Here is a 23,669-nt window from a genome sequence, read left to right as displayed (position 1 = left end):
GTTCGCGCGGCGGCCGACGCACCGGCCCGGCGCGGGTCGGTCGGCGTCCCGGCCGGCGGCCCAGCCGGTTCGCGGGGCGGCCGGCGCGGCACCGGCCCGGCGCGGGTCGGCCGGCGTCCCGACCGGCCCGGACGGTACGCCGACACGCGGGTCGTTAGCGCGGCTAAGCTCTGCCGCTGTGCCCGATGATCGTGCCGTGAACGGCGTCGTCCGCCCGCCAGTGCTGCGCCCGGGCGACACGGTGCTGCTGGTGTCGCCGTCCGGGCCGACCTCGCCGGAGCGGGTGGCCCGTGGGGTGGAGCTGCTCACCGGCTGGGGGTTGCGGCCGGTGCTGGCGCCGAACGCGTACGCACGGCGGGGTTACCTGGCCGGCACGGACGAGCTGCGCGCCGCCGACCTGAACGCGGCGTTCACCGACCCGCAGGTGCGCGGGGTGATCTGCACCCGGGGCGGGTACGGCGTGCAGCGGATCGTGGACGCCCTCGACCTGGCCGCCGTCCGCCGCGACCCGAAGGTGGTGGCCGGCTTCTCCGACATCACCGCGTTGCAGTTCGCGCTCTGGCGGGGCGCCCGGCTGGCCGGCGTGCACGGCCCGGGGGCCGCCTGGCGGGACGAGCGGACCCCGCTGCGGTCGGCCGAGTCGCTGCACGCCGCGCTGATGACCACCGAACCGGTGACGGTCACGGCGGTGCCCGGCGAGGACACCTTCGGCGTACGCGTGCCGGGTCGGGCCACCGGCACCCTGCTCGGCGGCAACCTGTGCATGATCGTCGCGTCGGTCGGCACGCCGGACCTGCCCGACCTGACCGGAGCGGTGCTGTTGATCGAGGACGTGCAGGAGCCCCCGTACAAGGTCGACCGGATGCTCACCCAACTGCGCCGGGCGGGTGCGCTCGACGGGCTGGCCGGGGTGGCGGTGGGGCAGTTCACCAACTGCGCCGACGGGTGGGACACCACGGTCACCGACGTGCTCAGCGAACGGCTCGGTGACCTCGGCGTACCGGTGCTCGGCGGCCTGCCGGTCGGCCACGGCCCCGGCCAGCTCACCGTCCCGGTGGGCACTGCCGCCACCCTTGACACAACAACCGCAACCCTCACAGTCGCCTCAGCGGTCCAGTAACCCCTCCCCGACCCTGGTTGGCGGGGCAGGGGGGTCAAGGTCGGACGGGGGTCAGGTGGGCCACGGCGCCGGTTTCCAGGGCGGCCCAGACCGCGCCGTCCGGGGTGACCGTGAGGCCGTGCGGTTCGGAGGCGGGGGTCGGCAGGTCGTGGCCGGTGATGCCGCCGTCCGGGTCGATGTGGCCGATCCGGTTGGCGCCCCACTCGGTGAACCAGCAGCCGCCGTCCGGGTCGGCGACGATCGCGTGCGGGCGGGCCGTGCGGTCCGGCAGCGGGAACTCGTCGATCCGCCCCTCAGGTGTGATCCGGCCCAGTTGCCCGGCGGCGATCTCGACGAACCACAGCGCGCCGTCGCCGCCGAGCGTGATGCCGACCGGCCCGGCGGCCTCGGTGGGCAGCGGGTGCACAGTCATCGCACCGTCGAGGTCCACCCGGGCGATGGCGTTCGCCTGGTTGAGCGTGAGCCAGAGCGCGTCGTCCGGGCCTGCGGCCAGCATCGACGGGAAGCCCTTGGCGACCGGCAGCGGGTAGGTGGTGACGGCCCCGTCGACGGTCACCCGGCCGACCGTGTCGTCACCCATGCCGGCGTACCAGAGGGCGCCGTCCGGACCGACGGCCAGGCCGCAGGGCGCACAGCCCGCAGGCAGCTCCACCGAGTCGACCCGGCCGTCGACGGTCACCCGGCCGAGCCGGTCGTCACCCGAGCGGGTGTACCAGAGCGCGTCGTCCGGGCCGGCGACGATGATCAGAGGTCGGCTCTGCGGAGGGTCGGCGCGGTAGGTGCGTACCTCGCCGTCGAGGCCGAGCCGGGCGACGCCGCCGGAGCCGGCCAGCGTCAGCCAGAGCGCGCCGTCGGGACCGACCGTGATCGCGTACGGCCCGGAGCCCGGCCCGGTGAGCGCGACCTCGCGGATAGCGGGCTGCGTCATGGAGTGCCCTTTCGTCGGGTTTCGCCCAGCCTTCCGGCCTCCCCGAGGGTGACGCAACCCGAATAAATCCGGCCTTTCCCGCGAATTGCCAGCCCGCTGACAGGTTCGCCATGGGTGACCCTCAGCTCCGGCGGTCACTGTCGGTGACGTCATCGCATCACCACCGAATAGGAGATTCGCATGATCCGCAAGATGTCGAAGAAGCACCTGCTGGCCGGCTTCGCCGCCGCGGGAGTGCTCGGCGTCGGGATCGCCGCCCCGACGGTGGCTCTCGCCGACGACAAGACCCCGTCCCCGAGCGCCAGCACCACCGACCAGGGCGGCGACCGCCAGCAGCGGCACGCCGACCGGCAGGCCGAGTTCGCCGAGGCCCTTGCCAAGGAGTTGGGTGTGTCGACCGACCAGGTCACCGCGGCGCTGGAGAAGCTGCACGAGCAGCGGCAGGGCGACCGGCCGGAACGGCCCTCGACGCAGGACCGGCAGGACGCCCTGAAGGAGCGGCTGGACCAGGCCGTCACGGACGGCAAGCTGACCCAGGAGCAAGCCGACGCGGTGCTCAAGGCCGCCGAGGCCGGCGTGTTCCCGGGCCCGGGCAAGGGCGGCCACGACGGCAAGCCCGGCCACGGCGGCCCGCACGGCAAGCCCGGTCAGGACAGCAAGCCCGGTCAGGACGCCCCGAAGGGCGAGCCCGGTCAGGACGCCGAGTCCGGCCAGACCGGCAAGTGACAGGTGGCCCCGCCGCCCCTCGCCGGCCGAACCTCCTCCCGGCCGGCACCGGCGGGGCCGCCACCCCCGCACCGACCGGCTCGGGTGCGTTCGTTGCCGTCCTGACGACAACGAACGCGCCCGGAGTCCGTCGGACGGACCACGTTGAAGCTCCACATGCGAACGGGCGCCGCACCGGGACGTACCCGGATGCGGCGCCCGTCGTCCTGTCCCGTCCCTGGCACGTCACCAGGTGCGGGACAGTCCTCAGCGAGCCGTCGCGTACGCGGCGCAACCGATCAGCTCGAGCGAGACCTGGAGCCGCTCAAGGCTGATGTTCTTGGCGATGGTGTCCTCGGGCGTGTGGTACGGAGGCTCCAGCAGCGCCGGGCTCTCCTCGCCACGCCAGGAGAAGTTGGCGCTGGCGATGCCGACCTCCTGGAAGGACTGGTGGTCGCTGGCGCCGCGCTGCGTCACCGGCGACATGCGCGGGTCGTAGCCGAGGCGCAGGCCCGCAGCCGACACCTCGTCGGTGGCGCGGTTGGCCTGCCCGGTGAAGGAGAGCAGCCAGTAGAGAGTCGCCGGGTCCCAGCTGGTGGCGACCATGTCGTTCTGGTACACGGCGAGGAACCGGTCCCGCTCTGCCTGCGGCAGCTGCCGGACGTGGTGACGCGAGCCGAGCAGCCCCTGCTCCTCCGAGCCCCACAGGGCGAACCGGAGGGTGGCGTTGAGCGGGATCGCCTTCATCACGCGGGCCAGCTCGAGGCAGAGCACCGTGCCGGAGCCGTCGTCGTTGGCACCGGGAGCGCCGATGACCGTGTCGTAGTGGGCGCTGACCATCACGACCGGCCCGTTGGCGCCGGAGCGCCCGACCCGCTCGGCGATGACGTTGTTGGACGTCAAGTTGCGGTGCGCCACGGTGGAGATGGTGAGCGTGAGCCGCCGCCGCTGGGCGAGCAGGGCACGCAGCCGCTCCTTCTGCGCCTGCGCGACACCGACCACCGGGATCGGCACCGGCGAGTTGGCCGAGCCGGGCAGGGTCGGCGAGAACGTCCCGCTACGCCGGGGCGGTACGCCGTCGGCGGCGAGGAGAACCACGGCGACCGCGCCCTGGGCCAGTGCGGTGGCGACCAACTGCTCACGCCGGGCGGCCACGTAGTCGACCAGGACAATCTTGCCGGCCGCGTTCGCGGGGTAGTTCTCCGGCGCGCCCGCGCCCGCGTCCACCACATCGCCACGAACCGTGGTGTTCAGCGCGCCGTGCGCCGAGGCACCTGCCTGCCAGTTCAGGTCGCGGGGCAGCGGAGTCGGCGAGGAGAGCTGGGCGAGGAACTTGTCCGCCACCGCGAACGGCTCCAGCTTGACGCGGTAGCCGAGGCGGCCCAACTCCTTGGCGATGTAGTCCGCGGCGCGACGCTCGGAGGGCGTCCCACCGATGCGCGGTCCGATGTCCTCGCTGAGGACACGCAGGTGCTTCAGCGCCCGCACGGCCGAGGCCTGAGCGATGATCTTGCGATCGTCCGGCGTGAGCTTCGGCGGCCGGTGGGCGCCGGGGCGCTTGTCGTTGGCCGCCCAGGCCGGGGCCGGAAGAGCCACAGTGGCCGCACCACCGAGAGCGATGGTCAGCATGCGACGCCGGTTCACAGTGGAGCCTGAGGACTCGGTAACGGGTGAATTGGGGTAACCGCCGTTGGTCATGTGCCTCTCCTTACGGTGTCGAGCCCGGTCGACGACTGGCTGACCAGGCTCGAAGAAGCTAGAACCTATCCATATCCCGGCATGCCTCCAAGATCCGTTTGGGCGATGGCCGGAGGGCAGGCAGGCACCCTCTGACCAGGGGGACCAGTACGTCCGCCCTGGTGAGCGCAGTCCTCACCATTTGCCCCGCCTTGATCACCTCGACAGGGCCGCTCCCGGCCGTCCACAAGAGCACGATCCAGTGAGATGTTTCACGGGTTCGGCAGTGAACTTGGTACCGGCGCGTCTCACCGTCTGGGCGAAACCCTGGTCAGCGGCTCGCGCCGAGTCGGCACGGCGCGATCGGGCGTACCAGCGACCGGCGTACCGGCGGTCGGCGTACCAGCGGTCGGCGTACCAGCGGTCGGCGTACCGCAGCGGCAGCGCTCGCCCGGCGGCGCGCTGCCGCCGCAGCGACCGGCGCGGGGGCGATGGCGGGCACTGCCCCTCGGCGTCCGACCCGACGGCGATGGCCGGAGTCCCACCCGGCGGCGACCGCCGGCGCCGCGCTCGGCGGCGATGGCCGGCGCCGCGCTCGGCGGCGATGGCCGGCGCCGCGCTCGGCGTCCGGACCCGGGATAAGCGCAGCCTCAGGCGATGCAGGCGCAGACGATCAGGGCCGCGCCGAAGTGCGTGGCGGCGCTGACCCGGGCCGCCGGGTGCGGCTCGGACGAGCAGATGATCTCACCGAGCTTTCCGGGGGTGAGCAGGTCGAGCACCACGAAGGCCAGCGCCATGATGGCCAGCCCGACCAGGCCGAAGACCACGGTGGAGGCGAGCCCCTTGCCGAAGTCGCTGTAGCTGGTCAGGATCGCCGTGAAGACGATCCCGGCGATGCCGAGCTGGTTGGCGGCGAGCAGCAGACCCGCGTTGGAGTTGCGCTCGACCCAGATCAGGTCGCGCAAACGGCCCGGAGTCAGCAGGTCGACCAGCCCGAACCCGGCCGCCATGAGCCCGACGCCCACGACTCCGAACACGACGCTCTGCCAGGCACCGCTGAACAGGTCCTCCAGCACCGACTTGCCTCCCGACTCTCCGCCCGGAGGGGTACCGGCGCGGTGATCGAGACGATAGCGGCAGTGCGCAACCGCGTCATCCCCGCACTACAGCGCCAGGTAGCGCTGCCGCTCGTACGGGGTGACCTCGCGGCGGTACTGCTCCCACTCGGCCCGCTTGTTGCGCAGGAAGAAGTCGAAGACGTGCTCGCCGAGCACCTCGGCGACCAGCTCGGACTCGGCCATCACGTCGATCGCCTCGGCGAGGTTCTCCGGCAGCGCCTCGTAGCCCATGGCACGCCGCTCGGCGCTGCTCAGCGACCAGACGTCGTCCTCGGCGCCCGGCGGCAGCTCGTAGCCCTCCTCGATGCCCTTCATGCCGGCGCCGAGCAGCACCGCGAAGGCGAGGTACGGGTTGGCCGCCGAGTCCGGCGAGCGGACCTCGACCCGGGCCGAGTTGGGCTTGCCGTACGCGGGCACCCGGACCAGCGCGGACCGGTTCAGGTGACCCCAGCAGACGTACGCCGGGCTCTCGGTGATCCGGTCCGGCAGGGCCTGCGGGAACAGCCGCTTGTACGAGTTGACCCACTGGTTGGTGACCGCCGTGTACTCCCGGGCGTGCACCAGCAGGCCGGCGATGAACGACTTCGCCACCTTGGAGAGCTTCATCGGGTCGCCAGCGTCGTGGAAGGCGTTGCGCTCGCCCTCGAACAGCGACAGGTGGGTGTGCATGCCGCTGCCCGGCTGGTCGGTGAACGGCTTCGGCATGAAGCTGGCCTGCACGCCGGTGGAGAGCGCCACCTCCTTGACCACGTGCCGGAAGGTCATGATGTTGTCGGCGGTGGTGAGCGCGTCGGCGTAGCGCAGGTCGATCTCCTGCTGGCCGGGGGCGACCTCGTGGTGGCTGAACTCCACCGAGATGCCGATCCGCTCCAGCGCCAGCACGCCCTGACGGCGGAAGTCGCGGGCCACCGCGTGGGTGGTGTGCTCGAAGTAGCCGCCGGTGTCGACCGGGGTGGGCACCGAGCCGTCCTGCGGACCGTTCTCCAGCAGGAAGAACTCGATCTCGGGGTGGGTGTAGAAGGTGAAGCCCTTCTCGGCGGCCTTGGACAGCGCGCGGCGCAGCACGTGCCGGGGGTCGGCCCAGGAGGGCCCGCCGTCGGGCAGCAGGATGTCGCAGAACATCCGCGCGCTCTCGCCGCTGACCCCGCCCTCGAACGGGAAGACCTGGAAGGTGGTCGGGTCGGGCATGGCCACCATGTCCGATTCGAAGACCCGGGCGAAGCCCTCGATCGCCGAGCCGTCGAAGCCGATGCCCTCCTCGAAGGCCGACTCCAGCTCCGCGGGCGCCACCGAGACGCTCTTGAGCGTGCCCAGCACGTCCGTGAACCACAGCCGGACGAACCGGATGTCCCGCTCTTCCAGCGTACGGAGGACGAACTCCTGCTGACGGTCCACTTCCCCAACCCCTCGCGACACTCTTTTGTCCGCCTTGGTCGGGTGCACCCGACCTGATCGCCCAGTGTTCCCGGGCCTGGTTACGCAGACGTTACGCGAACCACCGCCGCCCGTCCCCTCGTGTCCCGCCCGGCGGCCGGGCGCGACGCAGCGTGGCCGTCATCTCGTTCGAGGGTACGGATTGCCCCGGCGAAGCTGGGGCAAGATGAGCACATGCCCACCCTGCGTCTCGCCCTGTCCCAGGTCAACCCGAGAGTCGGCGACCTCTCCGGCAACGCCGACCTGGTCCGCAGCTGGACCCGCCAGGCGGCCGACGCCGGCGCCCAACTGGTGCTCTTCCCGGAGATGATGCTGACCGGGTACCCGGTCGAGGACCTCGTCTTCCGGCGCTCCTTCATCGCCGCGTCCCGGGCCGCCCTGGAGCGGCTCGCCGCGGACCTCGCCGCCGACGGCCTCGGTGACCTGCCGGTCGTGGTCGGCTACCTCGACGCCGACGGCCCACCACAGGTCAGCGGGGACGCCGAGCCGGGCCGGGGTGCCCGCAACGCCGCCGCGCTGCTGCACCGGGGCGCGGTGGCCGCCCGCTACTTCAAGCACCACCTGCCCAACTACGGCGTCTTCGACGAGGACCGCTACTTCATCCCCGGCGACGAGCTGACCGTGGTCCGCCTCGGCGGCGTGGACGTCGCGCTGACCATCTGCGAGGACCTGTGGCAGGCCGGCGGTCCGTTCGCCGCCGCCCGGCAGGCCGGCGTCGGCCTGGTGGTCAACATCAACGGCTCGCCGTACGAGCTGAACAAGGACGACGTCCGGCTACCGCTGGTCCGGCGTCGGGCCGCCGAGGCGGGCGCCACCGTCGCGTACGTCAACATGATCGGCGGCCAGGACGAGCTGGTCTTCGAGGGCGACTCGATGATCGTCACGGCCGACGGCGAACTGCTCACCCGTGCCCCGCAGTTCGTCGAACACCTGCTCGTACACGACGTCGAACTGCCGGCCGCAACCACGGCACCGGGCAGCCAGAGCGTCGCCGACGACATGCGGGTCGTGCACAGCACCGTGGAGACGATCCCGCCCGCACCGACCGGCCCGGCCGCCTCCGGCGGGCTGATCGAGCCGGTGGCCGACGAGGCGGAGGTGTGGCAGGCGCTGGTGCTCGGCCTGCGCGACTACGTCAACAAGAACTGGTTCCCGTCCGTGGTGCTCGGCCTCTCCGGCGGCATCGACTCGGCGGTGGTGGCCGCCCTGGCGGTCGACGCGCTCGGCCCGGACCGGGTGGTCGGGGTGTCGCTGCCCAGCCAGCACTCCTCGGAGCACTCCCGCGAGGACGCCGCCGACCTGGCCAAGCGCACCGGTCTGGATTACCGCGTCGAGCCGATCCAGCCGATGGTGGACAGCTTCCTGGCCAACCTGTCGCTGTCCGGTGTCGCCGTGGAGAACCTCCAGGCCCGGGTCCGTGGCGTCATCCTGATGGCCCTGTCGAACCAGGAGGGCCACCTGGTGCTCACCACCGGCAACAAGAGCGAGCTCGCGGTCGGCTACTCCACCCTGTACGGAGACTCGGTGGGTGGCTTCAACCCGATCAAGGACGTCTGGAAGACGCTGGTCTGGCGGCTGGCGAAATGGCGCAACGCGGACGCGGCCCGCCGGGGCGAGACCGCACCGATCCCGGAGAACTCGATCGGCAAGCCACCGAGCGCCGAACTGAGCCCGGGCCAACTGGACAGTGACAGCCTGCCCGACTACGACGTACTGGACCCGATCCTCATCGGTTACGTCGACGGCGACCTCGGCCGGGACGGGCTGGTCGAGTCGGGCCACGACCCGGCGGTGGTGGACAAGGTGCTCCGGCTGGTGGATACCGCCGAGTACAAGCGACGGCAGTCCGCGCCCGGCGCGAAGATCTCGATGAAGGCGTTCGGCCGGGACCGCCGGCTCCCCATCACCAACCGGTGGCGCGAGGACGGCTGAGTCGTCCCCGGGGGCGCCGGGTCGCTGACCCGACCCGGCGCCCCGCCACCGTACGGGAGTGAGATCTTCCACTGCGCCCTGCCGTCACCCCCTCCCCCGGTGCGACGATCGCGACAGAACCCGGGGACCGCGCAGGCGGCCTCGAGGAAGGAGACAGTGATGGTGGAGTCCACTCCGAACGAGGTGACCGCGCTGTACGGCGGACCGGCCACCCGTCGCGTCCGCACCAGGGACCTGATCGCCGCCAAGGAGCGCGGCGAACGGTGGCCGATGCTCACCTCGTACGACCAGTACACCGCGTCGATCTTCGACCAGGCCGGCGTACCGGTGCTGCTGGTCGGCGACTCGGCCGCGAACAACGTGTTCGGCTACGAGACCACCCTGCCGGTCACCACCGACGACCTGCTCCCGCTGGTACGGGCCGTGGTGCGCTCGACCCGGCAGGCCCTGATCGTCGGTGACCTGCCGTTCGGCTCGTACGAGGAGGGCCCGACCCAGGCGCTGCGCACCGCCGTACGGTTCATGAAGGAGGGCGGCTGCCACGCGGTGAAGCTTGAGGGCGGCCGACGCTGCGCCGCGCAGATCGCCGCGATCGTCGGTGCCGGCATTCCGGTGATGGCGCACATCGGCTTCACCCCGCAGAGTGAGCACACGCTGGGCGGCTACCGGGTGCAGGGCCGCGGAGACACAGCCGACGAGGTGCTCGCCGACGCGCGGGCGGTGACCGAGGCGGGCGCCTTCGCGGTGGTCCTGGAAATGGTGCCGGGTGAGGTCGCCAAGCAGATCACCCACGAACTGCCGATCCCCACGGTGGGCATCGGCGCCGGCCCGGACACCGACGCCCAGGTGCTGGTCTGGCAGGACATGGCCGGCCTGCGTACCGGCAAGGCCCCGCGCTTCGTGAAGCGATACGCCGACCTGGCCGGCACCCTGACCGAGGCCACCCGCCGCTTCGCCGACGAGGTCCGCGGCGGCGAGTTCCCCGCAGCCGAACACACCTTCTAACAGACACGGACCGGCACAGCCGCCAGGCTGCACGGGCCTGCGGGCCGTGAGCCGTGGGTCGTGGCCGCGGGCCGTGCGCCGTGCGCCGCGGGCCGTGCGCCGCGGGCCGTGGGCCGCGGGCCGCGGGCCGTGCGCCGCGGGCCGCGGGCCGCGGGCCGTGCGCCGTGCGCCGCGGGCCGTGCGCCGCGGGCCGTGCGCCGCGGGCCGTGCGCCGCGGGCCGTGCGCCGCAGGCCGTGCGCCGCGGGCTGGGGTTGCGGGCCGCCGGCTGCGCATGCGGGTCGTGGGCTGCCGGCCGTGGGCTGGCCGTGGGCTGGCGGCCGTCGGCCGTGGGCTGCGGTTGCCTGCCGTGGCTGGCGGCCGTGGGCTGCCGGGCCCCTCTGGAGCGGCGGCGACAGCTGCGGGCCGGGAGCGGCGGGATCATATCGATCTTGGTGACTGAAAGTGTCGTACACCTGTTCTAGTCTCGGGTGGTGGTTGAGGAGCTGACGCAGGCAGACCAAGCCGTGGCGGCGTGCGTCGCCACGGCCGCCTGGGCCCTCACCGAGCCCGACCTGATCGCGGCACTCGACGCCACGCATCGGCTCGAACAGCGGCTCGCAGCGGTCAAGCTCGCCCTGGTCCGCGAGCTGGACGGCCGCGGCACGGCCCAGAGCCAGGGCGCGTCCTCCACGCCCGTGTGGCTACGCGAGCGGCTACGGCTCACCGTCCCCGCCGCCCGCCGGCTGGTCGACCTCGCCGCTGCGCTTGATGGCGGTGCCCCCGAGATCCGGCAGGCCCTCGCCGACGGGGCCATCACCCTGGAGCAGGCCCGCGTCATCGGCGACACCGTCGCCACGGTCCGCGCCGCCGCTGACGCCCCGGCCGCCGACAAGGCCGTAGACGTGCTCATCGGGTGGGCCGGGCAGTTCGATCCGACCCTGCTGCGCAGGCTGGGCACCCGGATCCTCGATCACGTCGCCCCGGAGATCGCGGAGGCCGCCACCCGCGCGGCACTGGAAGCAGAGGCCCAACGCTGTGCCCGGGACCGGCACGTCACCCTGTCCGAACTACCCGACGGCCGACTCCGGCTGGCCGGCAGCCTCGACACCGAAGCAGCCAGCCTCCTACGCGCCGCCATCGAGCCATTGACCGCGCCGTCCGGCCCGGACGACACACGCAGCCCGGGGCAACGTCGTCACGACGCCCTCGCCGACCTGTGCCGACTCACCCTGCGCACCGGGCAGCTACCCGAACACGGCGGCGAACCCGCCCAACTCGTCGTCACCACCAGCTTCGACGGCCTCACACAGCAACTCAACGCCGGCACCCTCGACACCGGCCTCACACTCACCCCAGAAACCGTGCGCCGCGTCGCCTGCGACGCCGCCATCCTGCCCACCGTCCTCGGCAGCACCGGCCAGGTCCTCGACGTCGGCCGACAACGCCGCCTCATCACCGGACCTCTTCGACGCGCCCTGGTGCTGCGCGACCGTGGCTGCGCCTTCCCCGGCTGCGACCGCCCACCCCGCTGGTGCGACGCCCACCACATCCACCACTGGGCCAACGGCGGCGACACCAGCCTGCGCAACGCGGTGCTGCTCTGCGCCCACCACCACCGTCACATCCACTACGGCGACTGGGCCGTCCAGTTGGCCGGCGACGGCCATCCCGAATTCATCCCACCGGCCTGGCTCGACCCCGACCAGCTTCCCCGCCGCAACCAGTACCACCGACGGACATGAACATGACCAGCAGCGACCCTCACCCCATCAGGCCGCCGCGCCGGCCCAGTGGGTGGCCACCACCGATACCACCCACCCGGGCCAGCCCTGGCCAGCGGACGGCGCCCGTCTGCAAGGCGAACCAGCGAGCCCACCCCAGAGCCAACCGACGGCCGCAGACGGCCGCAGACGGCAGGAGCCTACGAGCCACCCCAGACCGGCGAGCAACCCACGGACCCGGAGGGGCGGCGCCAGTGGTACCAGCCAGCGCCAGCGGACAGCCAGCAGCAGCGGACAGCCAGCAGCAGCGAGCAGTAGCGGTGGGGCTGCCCGGTTCGCTCGCGGCGGCGGCCATGGCGGCCATGGCGGCCATGGCGGCCCTGCCCGCGCCGGCCTGAGCGACGCCGGCCGTCCCCAACGTTCAGCGGCAACGGCCAGAGCCAGCAGTCGGCCCACAACCCTCAACCGCCGGCGTCAGCGGCACGCACCTCTCACACGTTCAGCCGGAGCGCTTGAGGCCGACCGGCGGCCTGCGCCGGTCGCTCATGCCGACCGCTGCGGGCCAGCGGGCGTTTACAGGTCGGTGACGCGGATGCCGGCGTGTGCCTTGTAGCGCTTGTTGATGGCGATCAGGTTGGCGGTGAACGCCTCGATCTGGTGGGCGTTGCGCAGCCGGCCGGCGTAGATGCCGCGCATGCCGGGGATCCGGGCGGCGAGCGCGCCGACCACGTCGACCAGCTCACGCTCTTCGGTGCAGATCAGCACGTCCAGGTCGATCCGGTCGACCTCGGGATCGGCCAGCAGCGGGGCGCTGACGTGGTTGAACGCCGCGCAGACGCGGGAGTTGGGCAGCAGCGCGGCGGCCTGCTGGACGGCGCTGCCCTCGGCGACGGCGAGCGCGTACGGGCCCTGCTTGTCGAAGCCGAGCGGGTTGACGCAGTCGACGACGATCGTGCCGGCGAGCGGCTCGGCGAGAGCCGCGACGGTCGCGGCGTGCCCGTCCCACGGCACCGCGATGATCACCACATCGCTGCGGCGAGCCACCTCGTCGTTGGCCGCGCCGGTGATGTTGGCGTCGGCCGGCATCCCCGGCAGCGCGGCGATCTCGGCGGCGGACTCGGCGGCCCGCTCTGCCGACCGGGAGCCGATCAACACCGTCTGCCCGGCCCGGGCGAACCGGTAGGCAAGGCCGCGGCCCTGATCGCCGGTGCCACCGATGATGCCGACCGTCAGCCCGGACACGTCGGGCAGCGTGCTCGCGTCGTATGCCATGTGCCCATCCTCGCAAACCGTCCGGTGCGTCAGCACTGCTAGGCGCTGTGACAATCCCCGCTACGCACGTGCCAGGCACGCCCGCCGGCCTGCGGCAGGACGCCATGCGACTACCCACTGGCCAGTGGGCCAGCATCCGGCTCTCCATCCGGACCGCTGGGAAGTCCCCCGGCTGCGGACCACGCAGCAGGTCAGAACCAACGCCGATACGCAGCCGGCAGCCGCGCAACAGGACTGAGCAGCCGCTCAGCCATCTCGAACAGAGGCTCAGCCGTCGCGCACACGAGGCTCGACCGGCGCGAACAAGAGACCCAGCCGACGCGAACAAGAGACCCAGCCGACGCAAACAAGAGAGTCGACCGGCGCGAACAAGAGGCTCAGCCGGCATGAACAGGAGGCTCAGCCGGCACGAACAAGAGGCTCAGCCGGCACGAACAAGAGGCTCAGCCGGCACGAACAAGAGACTCAGCCGGGTGCGACCAGAAGGTCACGCCAGCTTGAAGAGGACCCAGCCAGGACGATCGGAGGGCTCGGCCAGGTGCGCCAGAAGGCCCGGGCCAGCTCGAACAAGCAGCTCAAGCCAGCTCGAACAGAACGGTGCGGGCCGCCGGGTCGGCGGTGACGAGGCGGACTCGGACCCGTTCGCCGAGCGGCAGTTCGCCGAGGCAGCGGGCGCGGACCGGCGGGGCGTCCAGGGCCACGGATCCGCCCGGTGGGCGGGGCCGGGATTTGCCGTTGGGCGGGGCGTCGACGTCGAGTACCGCCGCGTCGAAGGTCTCCCCCACCCGGTCCGCCAGCAGCACGGCCTCGGCCAGCTCGACGGCGCCGCGGCTGGCAGCCGAGGCGGTTCGGTCGGTGCTGGCCATCACCTCGGGCAGCCGGGGCAGCGCGGCGCGCGCCCAGTCGGGCACCGGCCGGCCCGCGTGCAGGGCCAGGCAGACCTCGGTGGCGTACCGGTCGGCCAGGCGCCGCAGCGGCGCCGTGACGTGGGCGTACGCGGCGGCCACGCCACCGTGTTCCGGCTGCTCGGGCGGCGATCCGTCGAACGCGGTGTACGCGGCACCGCGCATCAGCTCGGCTGCCTGGTCGATGAACGCGGCGGCACGGGGCTGCGCGGGGTCCAGCACGGCGATCACCTCGCCCGGGGCCGCGCCGTCGGGCCAGTGCACGCCCAGCGGCGCGGCGGCGGCCCGCAACCGCTGCACCGCCTCCGGCCGAGGGCCGGGCATGGTGCGCAGCAGGCCGACCCCGCCGGCCAGCATGATGTCGGCGGCGGCCATCCCGGTCAGCAGGGAGATCTGCGCGTTGTACTCCTCCATCGGCGCCGGGCCGCGCAGCACCAGCCGCCAGCCCTCGCCGTCGGGCTCCACGTCCTGTTCGGGCAGCGGCAGGTTGATGGCACCCCGACGCAGGCCCCGGGCGGTCAGCCGGTCGCCGATCTCGGGCAGCAGCGCGATCGGGTCGGGCAGTCGACCGGCGTCGGCCGCCGCCTGCACCCCGGTGTAGTCGAGTTTGGCCCGGCTGCGTACCAGGGCTCGTTCCAGCTCGACGGCCACGGTACCGCCGTCGGCGTCCAGGTCGATGGTCCAGACCACGGCGGCCCGGTCGTCGTCGGGCAGCAGACTCGCCGCGCCCTCGCTGAGGGTCAGCGGGTGCAGCGGCACATGGCCGTCGGGCAGGTAGACGGTCTGCCCCCGCCGCCAGGTCTCTTCCTCCAGGGCACCACCCGGGCGGACGTGCGCGGCGACGTCCGCGATCGCGTACCGCACGCGGTAGCCGCCGCCCGGACGGCGGGCGAGGTGCATCGCCTGGTCCAGGTCCCGCGAGGTGGCCGGGTCGACCGTGACGAACGGTACGTCGGTGCGGTCGACGGCCGGCCGGGGCGGCGCGGCGGCCGCCTCGTCAGCCTCGCGTTGGGCGGCTGCCGGAAAGCCCTCGGGCAGGCCGAGCTCGCGGCGCAGCGCGCCGAAGTCGATGCGGGGCGCGAGTACGCGTCGGATGACCACGGGTCAATCCTGACAGCGCCATCGGTGATCCGCTTCCGGTGACCGGCCGAGATCTCCGGCCGGCCTGCGACGCGAGCGCGCCAGAGAGGGCCACACGAGGGGCTGTCGGATCCGCCAACGACCCCGCGAACCGACGAACCTGCGAGCTGACGAACCCGCAAGCTGACGCGACTCGGCAGCCAATCCCCGGTCAGCCAAGGCCGGGCCAGCGGGGCGCCCAGCTCAGCCGGTGGCCTTTCGCGCGGTGCTGCGCGTACCCCGGGGGGCGGTGGCTCGTGCGGCGACCGGGCGGGGCGGCGACTTGCGGGCGGTCACCTTGCGGGCCGGCGCCTTGGCCGCGGTTGTCTTCTTCGCGGGCGCCTTCTTCGCCGCCGCCTTGCGGGCGGTGGCCGACGAGGTGCCGGTGGCCTTCGCGGCCGGCGCCGTCTTGGCGGCGGCCTTGCGGGTGCCGCCGCTCGGGCGCGTGGACGCGGCCTTCTTCGCCGGGGCCTTCTTGGCGGCCGTCTTCTTGGCCGGGGCCTTCTTGGCGGCTGTCTTCTTCACGGCGGACGCCTTGGTCGCGACCTTGCGTGCCGGCGCCTTCGCCGCGGCGGTGGTCTTCTTCGCCGCCGACGTCGTGGCCTTCTTCGCGGGGCTGGTGGTCTTGCGCGCCGCACCCGTCGTCTTCGCCGCAGCGGCGGTGGTCTTGCGCGCCGCACCCGCTGTCTTCGCCGCAGCGGCGGTGGTCTTGCGCGCCGCACCGGTCGTCTTCGTCGCGGCGGCGGTGGTCTTGCGCGTCGCGGACGCCGGGGTCCGCTTGGCGGCGGTGGCCGTCTTGCGGGTGGAGGCCGTGGTCTTCGCCGGGGCCTTCCTGGCCGCGGCGGTGGTCTTCGCCGCCGTGGTCTTCGTCGCGGTGGTCTTGGTCGCGGCCTTCTTCGCCGGGGCCTTCTTGGCCGCCGTGGTGGTCTTCTTGGCCGGGGCACGCCCCGCGCCGCCGGCGGCTTTCCTGGCCGGCGCCTTCGCCGTGGTGGACTTACGGACGGGAGTGGTCCGGCTCGCTGCCGTGTTCCGCTCCGCCGCAGCGGTCTTCTTCGCGGTGGTGCGTCGGGCGGCCGGGCGGGTGGTGGCCTGCTGAGCTTCGGCCATCGTGGTTCCCTCCTTGGGGACGTGCTCTCGCGTGCGTCCTCGCGGAGCACGAAATACCGCGACGCGGGCCGTCCCGCGCCGTCTACCTGTCCTCCCCGGCCCAACGGGCGTCCTCGGCGTCCCACGCCTCGTTCCGCTCCTGCACTCGCTGCAGCGCGTTCTCCGCGTCGGCCGCCGAGTCGTACGGGCCGAGGACGTGCTTCGCCGGGCACACGTCGGCGTCCGTCTCGACCCGGTGGTGCCGGGTGCACCAGTAGAACTGCCCACCACGTCCGTTGTCGCTCATGGGAATCACTGTGCACCGCGAACCGACCGGCCGCCACCGGATCGCGCAAGTCGCCGACCCTCTCCACAGTAGAGCTCGTCAGGGCCTCCCGGGCCGGAACAGCGAAAGAACCCCAAGTCGGGACACTTCGCCCGCCACACGCCATCGGCCGAATGGCCGGTTCCGCCCCAAGCGGCGGCGGGGCAGCATCGGTCGCCGTGATCAACACGGGGACCGGCACGGGGGCGTGCCCGGGGTGTGGGGCAACGACGGCGTCCGTACGAGACGCGGTGCCCTGGTGCCCCCGCTGCGAGTGGAATCTGGACACGTACGACCCGGTGCGGCGCGAACGCGAGTTCGGCTGGACCTGGGTCGACCGGTGGACCTATCGGATGGCGTACCGGGCGACCGGACGGCAGTTCGCCCGGCTGGTCGGGCGACCGCTGGGCACCAGCGGCTCGGGTCACGCCCGGGCGCTGACCGCGGTGGCGTCGCTGGTGCTGGTCGCGGCAGTCGCCGCGCTCGCGGTCACCGGCGTCTGGCTGCTCGTGGCGTTCCCGTTTCCCAACCTGGCGATCCTCCTGGGTGTCGCGATGATCGGCCTGGCGGTCGCGCTGCGGCCCCGGTTCGGGCGGCTCGACCCGGAGTTGGAGGTCCTCTCCCGGGACCGCGCGCCGGAACTGTTCGCGCTGATCGACGAGGTGTCCACGGCGATCGGAGCCCCGGTGCCGGACGTGGTCGGCGTCGACGGCGACATCAACGCGTACGCGGGTGCGGTCGGTCTGCGGCGCCGCAAGGTGCTGTGCCTCGGGCTGCCGTTGTGGGGCTCCCTCACCGCCGGCGAGCGGGTGGCGTTGCTCGGCCACGAGCTCGGGCACTTCGTCAACGGTGACCCGCGCCGGGGCCTGCTCACCCAGCCCGCGTTCACCATGCTCGGCTCGGCCGCCGACCTGTTCCGGCCGGTGCAGACCGTCAGAGGCGGCGGGATCGTGGAGATGGTGGGCGACGCGCTGGGTCGGGCGTTCCAGTGGGTGGTGTCCCGGGTGTTGTTCGCCGCCCACCTGCTGTTGGTGACTGTGGCGCTGCGGGACAGCCAGCGCGCCGAGTACCTCGCTGACGAGTTGGCCGCGCGGGTGGCCGGATCGACTGCCGCGACCGAGCTGCTCGATGCCCTGCTCGCCGCCGAGTCGATGGCGCTGGCGGTGCGCCGGGAGACCCGGGCGGGACACGGCCCGGACCGGTGGCGTTCGGCCCTGGCCCAGGCCCGCGCCGCGAACGCGGATCGGCTGCCGCTGCTGCGTCAACTGTCGGTCCGCGACGAGGCGTCGTTGTTCGCCGCCCACCCACCGAGCGGACTGCGCCGCCGGATGCTCACCGACCGACCGTTGCAGGACCCGGCGGTGGTGCTCACCGAGGCCCGAATGGAGCGGATCGACGCCGAGCTCGCCAAGGAGTACGAGCGCTTCCGCCGTACCGTCAGCTGGTCGGCCTGACGCCGACGTGGCGTGACGGGACGACGCTGGCGGGTGGGGTCGTGCCTATGATCCCCGGATGGGAACACCCGACTACATCGTGGGGCTGCGCAAGCACGTCGGTCACGACCTGCTCTGGCTGCCGAGCGTCAGCGCCGTCATCCGCAACGACGCCGGTGAGCTGCTGCTCGGCCAACGCGCCGATGACGGCCGCTGGTCGGTGATCAGCGGGTTCGTCGAGCCGGGTGAGCAGCCGGCCACCGCGGTGGTCCGCGAGGTGCGGGAGGAGACCGGTCTGGACGTGACGCCGGTGCGGCTGTCCAGCGCCGTCTCGCACCCGCACGCCTACCCCAACGGGGATCAGTGCGAATACCTAAACCTGGGCTTCCTGTGCCGCGTGGCCGCCGGCACCGCCCGGGTCAACGACGACGAGTCGCTGGCCGTGCGGTGGTTCCCGTTGGATCGGCTGCCCGCGCTGGACAAGCACGCCCTGCTGGTCATCGCCTACGCGCTGCGCGAGAACCAGTCGGCCGGGTACCTACAGGCGGGCACGACGTGGGACGACGTGCCCGACTGAGCTACCCGGACCACGACGGCGCGGCGTCCGTGCGCTATCCGAAGGTGAAGGCGTAGGCCTCGGCGCCGGGCGCGCCGAACGTGATCTCCAGGGTCCGTTCGCGGACCGCGTCGTGCTGACGTACGAGCTGGTAGAGCCGGCCGTCGCGGAGCACACCGTTGCCGTCCTCGTCGACGTCGACACCGTGTGCCGGGCCGGGAGGCTCGCCGTCCAGGAGCACGCGGAAGGGGATCGACTCCTGGGCGCCCGGCGCCAGCACGACGTGCGCGTCGCGGGCGTGGAACCGGACCGCGATGCTCCCACCGGCCTCGCCGAGCACGGCCTTCTCGGGGGCGATCGTCCACTCCCCCGCCAGCGCCCAGTGGTTCAGGCGCAGGCTGTCCGGCAGGTCGTAGGCGCGGCGCTCGTCGAGCGCCGCGCCGTTCGGCGACGCGAAGTGTTCGCCGCGTCCGAAGCCGAGGTACGTCTCCGGCGTGCGCAGCTGGTCCCAGTCGGCCTCCGCCTCCACGCCGAGGCCCTCGACGGGTACGGGCTCGCGCTCGATGCCGAGCAGTTGCTGGATGACACGCTCGGACTGCTCGTAGCGCCCCTCACCGAAGTGCTGGTCGCGGATGACGCCGTCGCGGTCGACGAAGTAGAGCGCCGGCCAGTAGTGGTTGTCGAAGGCGCTCCAGACCGCGTAGTCGTTGTCGACCGCGACCGGATAGTCGATCCCCCGCGCCGCGACCGCCGGCCGCACCCAGTCGCCGAGGTGCTCGAACGTGAACTCCGGCGTGTGCACCCCGACGACGACCAACCCGTCGTCGCGGTACGCCCGGGACCAGGCACGGACGTACGGCTCCTGGCGCAGCCAGTTGATGCACGTCAGGGTCCAGAAGTTCACCAGGACGACGCGCCCGCGCAGCCCGGCGGGGTCGAGTGGCTCGGAGTTGAGCCACTCGACCGCCCCGCCCAGCGGGGGCAGGTGCACGGCCATCTAGCGCAGCGACCGGAAGGCGGTGCGAAGCTCTTCGGAGAAGATCTTCGGCTGTTCCCAGGCCGCGAAGTGCCCACCCACGTCGAGCTTGTTGTAGTAGATGAGGTTCGAGTACGCCTGCTCGGCCCAGCTCTGCGGCGCCTCGTACAGCTCGTCTGGAAAGACGCTCACGGCGACCGGGACGTTGACGCCCTTGGCGGCGAAGAACGAGAGCTTGTTCTCCGCGTACAGCCGGGACGCGGACACCGCAGTGTTCGTCAGCCAGTAGAGCGAGATGTTGTCCAGGATGTCGTCGCGGGTGAGGCCGGCTTTGGCCCCGTCGAAGACCTGCGCGATCAGGGCGAGACTCTTCGCGTCGTGGTCGAGCAGGAAGGACGCCAGGCCGACCGGCGAATCCGCCAGCGCGGTGAGGGTCTGCGGACGCGTCGCCATCATGAGGGCGTACGCGACGTGCTTCCAGACGTAGTTGACCTCCTCGGCAGCACGCATCTCGTCGTCGGACAGGCCGGACGGCAGCGAGCCCATGGCGTTGTTCGCGCCGGTGGTGTCGCCCTGGAACAACAGGTCGATCTCGGGTGGGACCGCACCCGGCATGTTGGTGTGGATGCCCAGCAGTTCCGGAGGCGCCTGTATGCCCATCTGGTCCACGATGACCGCACCCCAGTCGCCGCCCTGCGCGACGAACCGCGAGTAGCCGAGGCGCTTTATCAGCTCGATCCAGGCGGTCGCCGTCTTCTCCGGGCTCCAGCCCGGTGCGCTGGGCTTGCCCGAGAAGCCGTGCCCGGGCAGCGACGGGATCACCAGGTGGAAGGCGTCCGACGCGCTCCCGCCGTGGGCGGTGGGGTCGGTCAGCGGCTCGATGATCTTCATCTGCTCGATCACCGACCCGGGCCACCCGTGGGTGACGATGAGCGGCAGCGCGTCCTCATGCTTCGAGCGCACGTGGATGAAGTGGATGTCCAGACCGTCGATGGTCGTCATGAACTGCGGTACGGAGTTCAGCCGCGCCTCGACCTTGCGCCAGTCGTACTCCTTCTCCCAGTAGCGCGCGACGGCCTGGATCGTCGCGAGCGGCACGCCCTGCGACTGGTCGTCGACCGTCTCCTTTTCCGGCCAGCGCGTGGCGGCGATGCGCCTCCGCAGGTCGTCAAGGTCCGCCTGGGGGATTTCGACCGTGAACGGCCGGATCTCCGTGGTTCCTGGACGCGTCTTGGTCTTGACAGCCATGCGTGCTTCCTCTCCCGTTCGAGTTCACTGGAGGGTGCCGTCTGCTGTGCCGGGGAGGGCGGGATAGAGGCCGCCGCGAACCCGTTCCTCAGGCCACTGCCGGGCTCCGGTGCCCGTCGAACCAGGGCACGCCCGCCGCCACATCTCGAAGCGTAGAACGGCCCGCCCCGTCATCGCGGGCATACCAGCAAGGCCCGTCCGGGGCCAGCGTCCGACGGCCGGCCAGACCGTCGTCACGCCATCGGATCGGCCGTACGCCGTGGTCGACGTTTACGACGACGCCGCGCACGATTGCCCATCTGAGCAGGACCGGCGCGCGGTTTCCGGCGCGGTCGAGGCCAGCCGTTCGAGGGCTCCAGCACAGTGACCGCCACGAACAGGAGATAGCCGGGGAGAACCGGCACAACGACCGCCAGCGCCACCGCGAACACCCACTCGGTCTCGCCGTCAGGCCACATCCACGTCGCTCCCGGGCCGCTGATCCGACCGGCCACGGTAGGCCCGGGCGGCTCGTCGCCATGCATGAACAACCGGACCGAGTCGATGCGCAGATCACCCGCATTCGAGGTGAACGGGCCGGTGCAGCTCCACCCGAGGGTCCAGAACCGGGGATCCCTTGGGGCCGTATCCTCCTCGCAGACCACAGCGGCCGATCCGGGCACACCCCAAACGGTGGCCCGGACGCCGTCCCAACCGCCCGGCAGCACAAGCTGCCACCAGGCCAACGCGATCGCAAGGGCGCACGCAACCAGGCCGCCGGACACGAGACGGTCCAGCCAGTCGGCCTCCCGGATCGCCGCGGGCAGATGCCTCAGCCGCGGACGGCGGGCTCGTGACCTCCGCACACGCCGCATGGCCGGAGGGTAGCTGCGCTGAGCAACCGCTTCTTCGAAGCCGAGTGGACCAAGCCGGCTCTACGTGGCCCTCGGCTCGGGGCACATGCTCCTCAGGGCATGCCCGCGTAGCGGAGTGGCAGTGGGGGTCGCGGCCGACGCCAGGCGACGTAGCTCAGGACGGCAAAGGCCATCAGGAGCACCGTCGCGATAAGGAGGATCACCCAACCGGACTGATCGTCCGGCTCGCGCACTCTCAGGCAGGGGTCGCTCTTTGCGTATCGGACGGGGATGCGCTGACCGACAGCCACAGACCGGTCCCTCGCGGATCGCAGAGTCGATTCACACGCCTCTCCGCGTTCGGTGGTGAACTGGACTGTCAGCAACGTTTTCACTCCGCGATGCTCGACGTCCCGCACCTCGGCCACCGCCTCTGATCCCCGATGGTCGTCCGCGACGGACCAGCCGCCCCCGGCTGTCAGGGCAACCGCAAAGAGCAGCCCACACACCGAGAACACCCGCAGGAAGGTTCGGCTCGGCCGTTGACGGTGCACAGCCGGGACTCTAGAGCGGATCAGCAACAGGACTGGACCGTGGAGCCCTCACCGGGCTGCGATGCCCGGGAATGTGCCGGTGCGGCACGTGACGGTCCGCTCGACGATTTTGCGTTACCGCAGGACGCTGCGGCAGCATCAGGCACCGTGACGGCGCCAGACTCGGACCCCAACAACGACACCCCGGCCGGCACCAACGGCACACGCCAGTCGCCTCGGCGGCTCAGACACTGGTTGGCCTGCGCCGGAATCACCGCCTTGGCCGCCATACTCGGCATCACCCTCGCCGTACGTGGCGGCGCCACCCCGGCCTGCGCCGCGCCACCGACCGGAAACACCGTCCACAAGGCAAAGGCCAGCTTCTACGACGCCGGCCGCTCGGGCGGCAACTGCTCCTTCCCGGGCCCACCCGCGGACCGGCTCTACGTGGCCCTCGGCTCGTCGGCATACTCCGGGGCCGCGGCCTGCGGCAGCTACCTGGACGTGACCGGCCCGAAGGGCACCGTCCGGGTCATGGTCATGGACCAGTGCGGCGGGTGCGGGTCCGGCAAGATCGACCTCTCCGACGAGGCGTTCGCGAAGATAGCCGACCGGGCGCAGGGCATCGCGCAGGTGACGTACCAGGCGGTGGTGAACCCGCCGCTCGACGGAGGGCTCACCTTCCGGATGAAGGACGGCGCCTCCCAGTGGTGGTTCGCGGTGCAGGTCGGCAACCACGGCAACCCGCTCCGCTCGGTCGAGGCCAAGGGGCCCAGCGGCGGCTTCCGCAAGGCGGCCCGCCAGACCGACAACTACTGGACCGTCGAGGGCGGGCTCGGCCCCGGGCCCTACAGCATCAGGGTCACCGACGTGTACGGACGCCAGGCGACCGCCACCACCATCCGGATGGTCACGAAGCAGGTCCAACGCAGCACGGCCGTACTCGCCTCCCCCATGCCCAGCAGCTCACCCTCGGCTCCGCCGTCCCCCAGCATCGCGCCCTCGCCGACCCCGTCCGAATCGATCGCATCAACGGCGACCGTCGAAGCGCTCGCCGGCGCCGCTCCGCTCAACGCCCCCCGCTGCTGACCGGCGAGGCCGTCGGGCCAGAGACAACCACCCGAGGAACCTGGCGTGCATGGCGGGCAGGTCCGGACGCAGACCCAGGCCGTGTACGTCATCGATCGCCTCGCGCATCGACGCGGCCAGATAGAACGCCAGCGCGATCGAGTGGCCGTAGAACTCGGTCATGAGGTCAAGCTGAGCCGGGCCACACGGCCAGGGCGCGGCGCAGTTGCGGCACAACCACGCCGGGCGCATCGGCAGGTGCGGGCGAGGGCGGGCGGTCATCCGACCCGCACCGGACCCCGGCGGGCGGGCCGGCGCTTCACAGGCCCCGACGGTACGGCGGGCAGCGCCAGCAACCGCACGCCCGCGCGCATCACGAACAACTCCCGCCGCGCCACCGCGTCGCCTGCCGCGTCCAGCTCGTAGCCCTCAACCCACACCCATCCGTCGTACGTGTGCCGCTCGGGCAGCTCACGGATGACGCGTACGAAGATCGGGCGCAGGAACTGCACGCTCGCGGCGGTGGTCAGGTAGACCACGTCGCCGGCCTTCATCGTCCCGATCACTGCTCGGGGCTCCCGGACTCGTCGTTCGCGGGCGGTGGTCTTCTGCTCTCATGCTCGTCGCCGGGCACAGTGCTCCCCCTGGTTGCCGTTGGGAAAGAGCCGCAACCGCGAGTGCAGTGCGGCTTCGCT

21 protein-coding genes are annotated in these 23,669 nt (G+C 72.2%); 8 read left to right on the top strand and 13 right to left on the bottom strand.

The features are described 5' to 3' along the window. The first annotated feature begins 196 nt into the window (after positions 1-196). Positions 197-1,120 carry an LD-carboxypeptidase gene (locus ABZ808_RS27740; RefSeq protein ID WP_357011986.1) on the top strand — a complete coding sequence of 308 codons (924 nt, stop codon included), beginning with the start codon at positions 197-199 and terminating at the stop codon, positions 1,118-1,120. A gap of 34 nt (positions 1,121-1,154) precedes the next feature. Here the strand turns inward: ABZ808_RS27740 and ABZ808_RS27735 are convergent, their stop codons facing one another. Next, positions 1,155-2,048, bottom strand: coding sequence for a virginiamycin B lyase (locus tag ABZ808_RS27735; RefSeq protein WP_357011984.1), 894 nt, complete (start codon positions 2,046-2,048; stop codon positions 1,155-1,157). A gap of 180 nt (positions 2,049-2,228) precedes the next feature. On the opposite strand from ABZ808_RS27735, the gene ABZ808_RS27730 reads away from it, so the two are divergent. Continuing rightward, positions 2,229-2,774 carry a hypothetical protein gene (locus ABZ808_RS27730; protein ID WP_357011982.1) on the top strand — a complete coding sequence of 182 codons (546 nt, stop codon included), beginning with the start codon at positions 2,229-2,231 and terminating at the stop codon, positions 2,772-2,774. Positions 2,775-3,020: 246 nt separating this feature from the next. On the opposite strand, the gene ABZ808_RS27725 is transcribed toward ABZ808_RS27730, so the two are convergent. From ABZ808_RS27725 to glnA, 3 genes are all read right to left on the bottom strand, one after another. Then, complete coding sequence (locus ABZ808_RS27725; protein WP_357011980.1) at positions 3,021-4,382, bottom strand: M28 family peptidase; 1,362 nt, start codon at positions 4,380-4,382, stop codon at positions 3,021-3,023. 698 nt (positions 4,383-5,080) lie between these two features. Continuing rightward, on the bottom strand, positions 5,081-5,506 hold the full coding sequence (locus ABZ808_RS27720; protein ID WP_357011978.1) for a DUF350 domain-containing protein: 426 nt from the start codon (positions 5,504-5,506) through the stop codon (positions 5,081-5,083). 87 nt (positions 5,507-5,593) lie between these two features. After that, positions 5,594-6,943 carry a type I glutamate--ammonia ligase gene (glnA, locus tag ABZ808_RS27715; protein ID WP_357011975.1) on the bottom strand — a complete coding sequence of 450 codons (1,350 nt, stop codon included), beginning with the start codon at positions 6,941-6,943 and terminating at the stop codon, positions 5,594-5,596. A gap of 213 nt (positions 6,944-7,156) precedes the next feature. Between glnA and ABZ808_RS27710 the strand changes: the two genes are divergently transcribed. From ABZ808_RS27710 to ABZ808_RS27700, 3 genes are all read left to right on the top strand, one after another. Continuing rightward, entirely contained in the window at positions 7,157-8,914 is a 1,758-nt protein-coding gene (locus ABZ808_RS27710; RefSeq protein WP_357011973.1) for an NAD+ synthase, read from the top strand. A gap of 159 nt (positions 8,915-9,073) precedes the next feature. Next, positions 9,074-9,919 carry a 3-methyl-2-oxobutanoate hydroxymethyltransferase gene (gene panB / locus ABZ808_RS27705; RefSeq protein WP_357011970.1) on the top strand — a complete coding sequence of 282 codons (846 nt, stop codon included), beginning with the start codon at positions 9,074-9,076 and terminating at the stop codon, positions 9,917-9,919. 471 nt (positions 9,920-10,390) lie between these two features. Continuing rightward, entirely contained in the window at positions 10,391-11,641 is a 1,251-nt protein-coding gene (locus tag ABZ808_RS27700) for a DUF222 domain-containing protein (RefSeq protein WP_357011967.1), read from the top strand. 552 nt (positions 11,642-12,193) lie between these two features. Here ABZ808_RS27700 and npdG read toward each other — a convergent pair. From npdG to ABZ808_RS27680, 4 genes are all read right to left on the bottom strand, one after another. Continuing rightward, complete coding sequence (gene npdG, locus ABZ808_RS27695; RefSeq protein WP_357011964.1) at positions 12,194-12,892, bottom strand: NADPH-dependent F420 reductase; 699 nt, start codon at positions 12,890-12,892, stop codon at positions 12,194-12,196. 575 nt (positions 12,893-13,467) lie between these two features. Continuing rightward, positions 13,468-14,898 carry an RNB domain-containing ribonuclease gene (locus ABZ808_RS27690; RefSeq protein ID WP_357011962.1) on the bottom strand — a complete coding sequence of 477 codons (1,431 nt, stop codon included), beginning with the start codon at positions 14,896-14,898 and terminating at the stop codon, positions 13,468-13,470. A 222-nt stretch (positions 14,899-15,120) separates the two neighbouring features. Beyond that, positions 15,121-16,023: a histone gene (locus tag ABZ808_RS27685; protein ID WP_357011959.1), complete on the bottom strand. Its 903-nt coding sequence runs from the start codon at positions 16,021-16,023 to the stop codon at positions 15,121-15,123. Between the two features lie 82 nt (positions 16,024-16,105). Beyond that, positions 16,106-16,309 (bottom strand): hypothetical protein, encoded by a 204-nt coding sequence (locus ABZ808_RS27680; RefSeq protein WP_357011956.1) that lies wholly within the window; start codon positions 16,307-16,309, stop codon positions 16,106-16,108. A gap of 269 nt (positions 16,310-16,578) precedes the next feature. On the opposite strand from ABZ808_RS27680, the gene ABZ808_RS27675 reads away from it, so the two are divergent. Together ABZ808_RS27675 and ABZ808_RS27670 are read left to right on the top strand one after the other, a co-directional pair. Continuing rightward, complete coding sequence (locus ABZ808_RS27675; RefSeq protein ID WP_357011954.1) at positions 16,579-17,781, top strand: M48 family metallopeptidase; 1,203 nt, start codon at positions 16,579-16,581, stop codon at positions 17,779-17,781. 58 nt (positions 17,782-17,839) lie between these two features. After that, positions 17,840-18,337, top strand: coding sequence for an NUDIX domain-containing protein (locus ABZ808_RS27670; RefSeq protein WP_357011952.1), 498 nt, complete (start codon positions 17,840-17,842; stop codon positions 18,335-18,337). A 34-nt stretch (positions 18,338-18,371) separates the two neighbouring features. Here the strand turns inward: ABZ808_RS27670 and ABZ808_RS27665 are convergent, their stop codons facing one another. The 4 genes from ABZ808_RS27665 to ABZ808_RS27650 form a co-directional block, all read right to left on the bottom strand. After that, on the bottom strand, positions 18,372-19,313 hold the full coding sequence (locus ABZ808_RS27665) for a redoxin family protein (protein ID WP_357011950.1): 942 nt from the start codon (positions 19,311-19,313) through the stop codon (positions 18,372-18,374). Further along, positions 19,314-20,540, bottom strand: coding sequence for an epoxide hydrolase family protein (locus ABZ808_RS27660; protein ID WP_357011948.1), 1,227 nt, complete (start codon positions 20,538-20,540; stop codon positions 19,314-19,316). A gap of 233 nt (positions 20,541-20,773) precedes the next feature. After that, a complete protein-coding gene (locus ABZ808_RS27655) occupies positions 20,774-21,304 on the bottom strand; it encodes a hypothetical protein (protein ID WP_357011946.1) in 531 nt (176 codons plus the stop codon). Positions 21,305-21,486: 182 nt separating this feature from the next. Continuing rightward, entirely contained in the window at positions 21,487-21,891 is a 405-nt protein-coding gene (locus ABZ808_RS27650; protein WP_357012028.1) for a DUF3592 domain-containing protein, read from the bottom strand. A 183-nt stretch (positions 21,892-22,074) separates the two neighbouring features. Between ABZ808_RS27650 and ABZ808_RS27645 the strand changes: the two genes are divergently transcribed. After that, positions 22,075-22,995: an expansin EXLX1 family cellulose-binding protein gene (locus ABZ808_RS27645; protein ID WP_357011943.1), complete on the top strand. Its 921-nt coding sequence runs from the start codon at positions 22,075-22,077 to the stop codon at positions 22,993-22,995. A gap of 257 nt (positions 22,996-23,252) precedes the next feature. Here the strand turns inward: ABZ808_RS27645 and ABZ808_RS27640 are convergent, their stop codons facing one another. Next, positions 23,253-23,528 carry a hypothetical protein gene (locus ABZ808_RS27640; protein WP_357012025.1) on the bottom strand — a complete coding sequence of 92 codons (276 nt, stop codon included), beginning with the start codon at positions 23,526-23,528 and terminating at the stop codon, positions 23,253-23,255. Positions 23,529-23,669 lie beyond the last annotated feature (141 nt).

The sequence above is a fragment of the Micromonospora sp. NPDC047527 genome (genome assembly GCF_040643015.1).
Taxonomy (GTDB): domain Bacteria; phylum Actinomycetota; class Actinomycetes; order Mycobacteriales; family Micromonosporaceae; genus Micromonospora.
The sequence above is the reverse complement of the archived record's forward strand: the minus strand, read 5'-3'. Positions and strand labels throughout refer to the sequence as shown.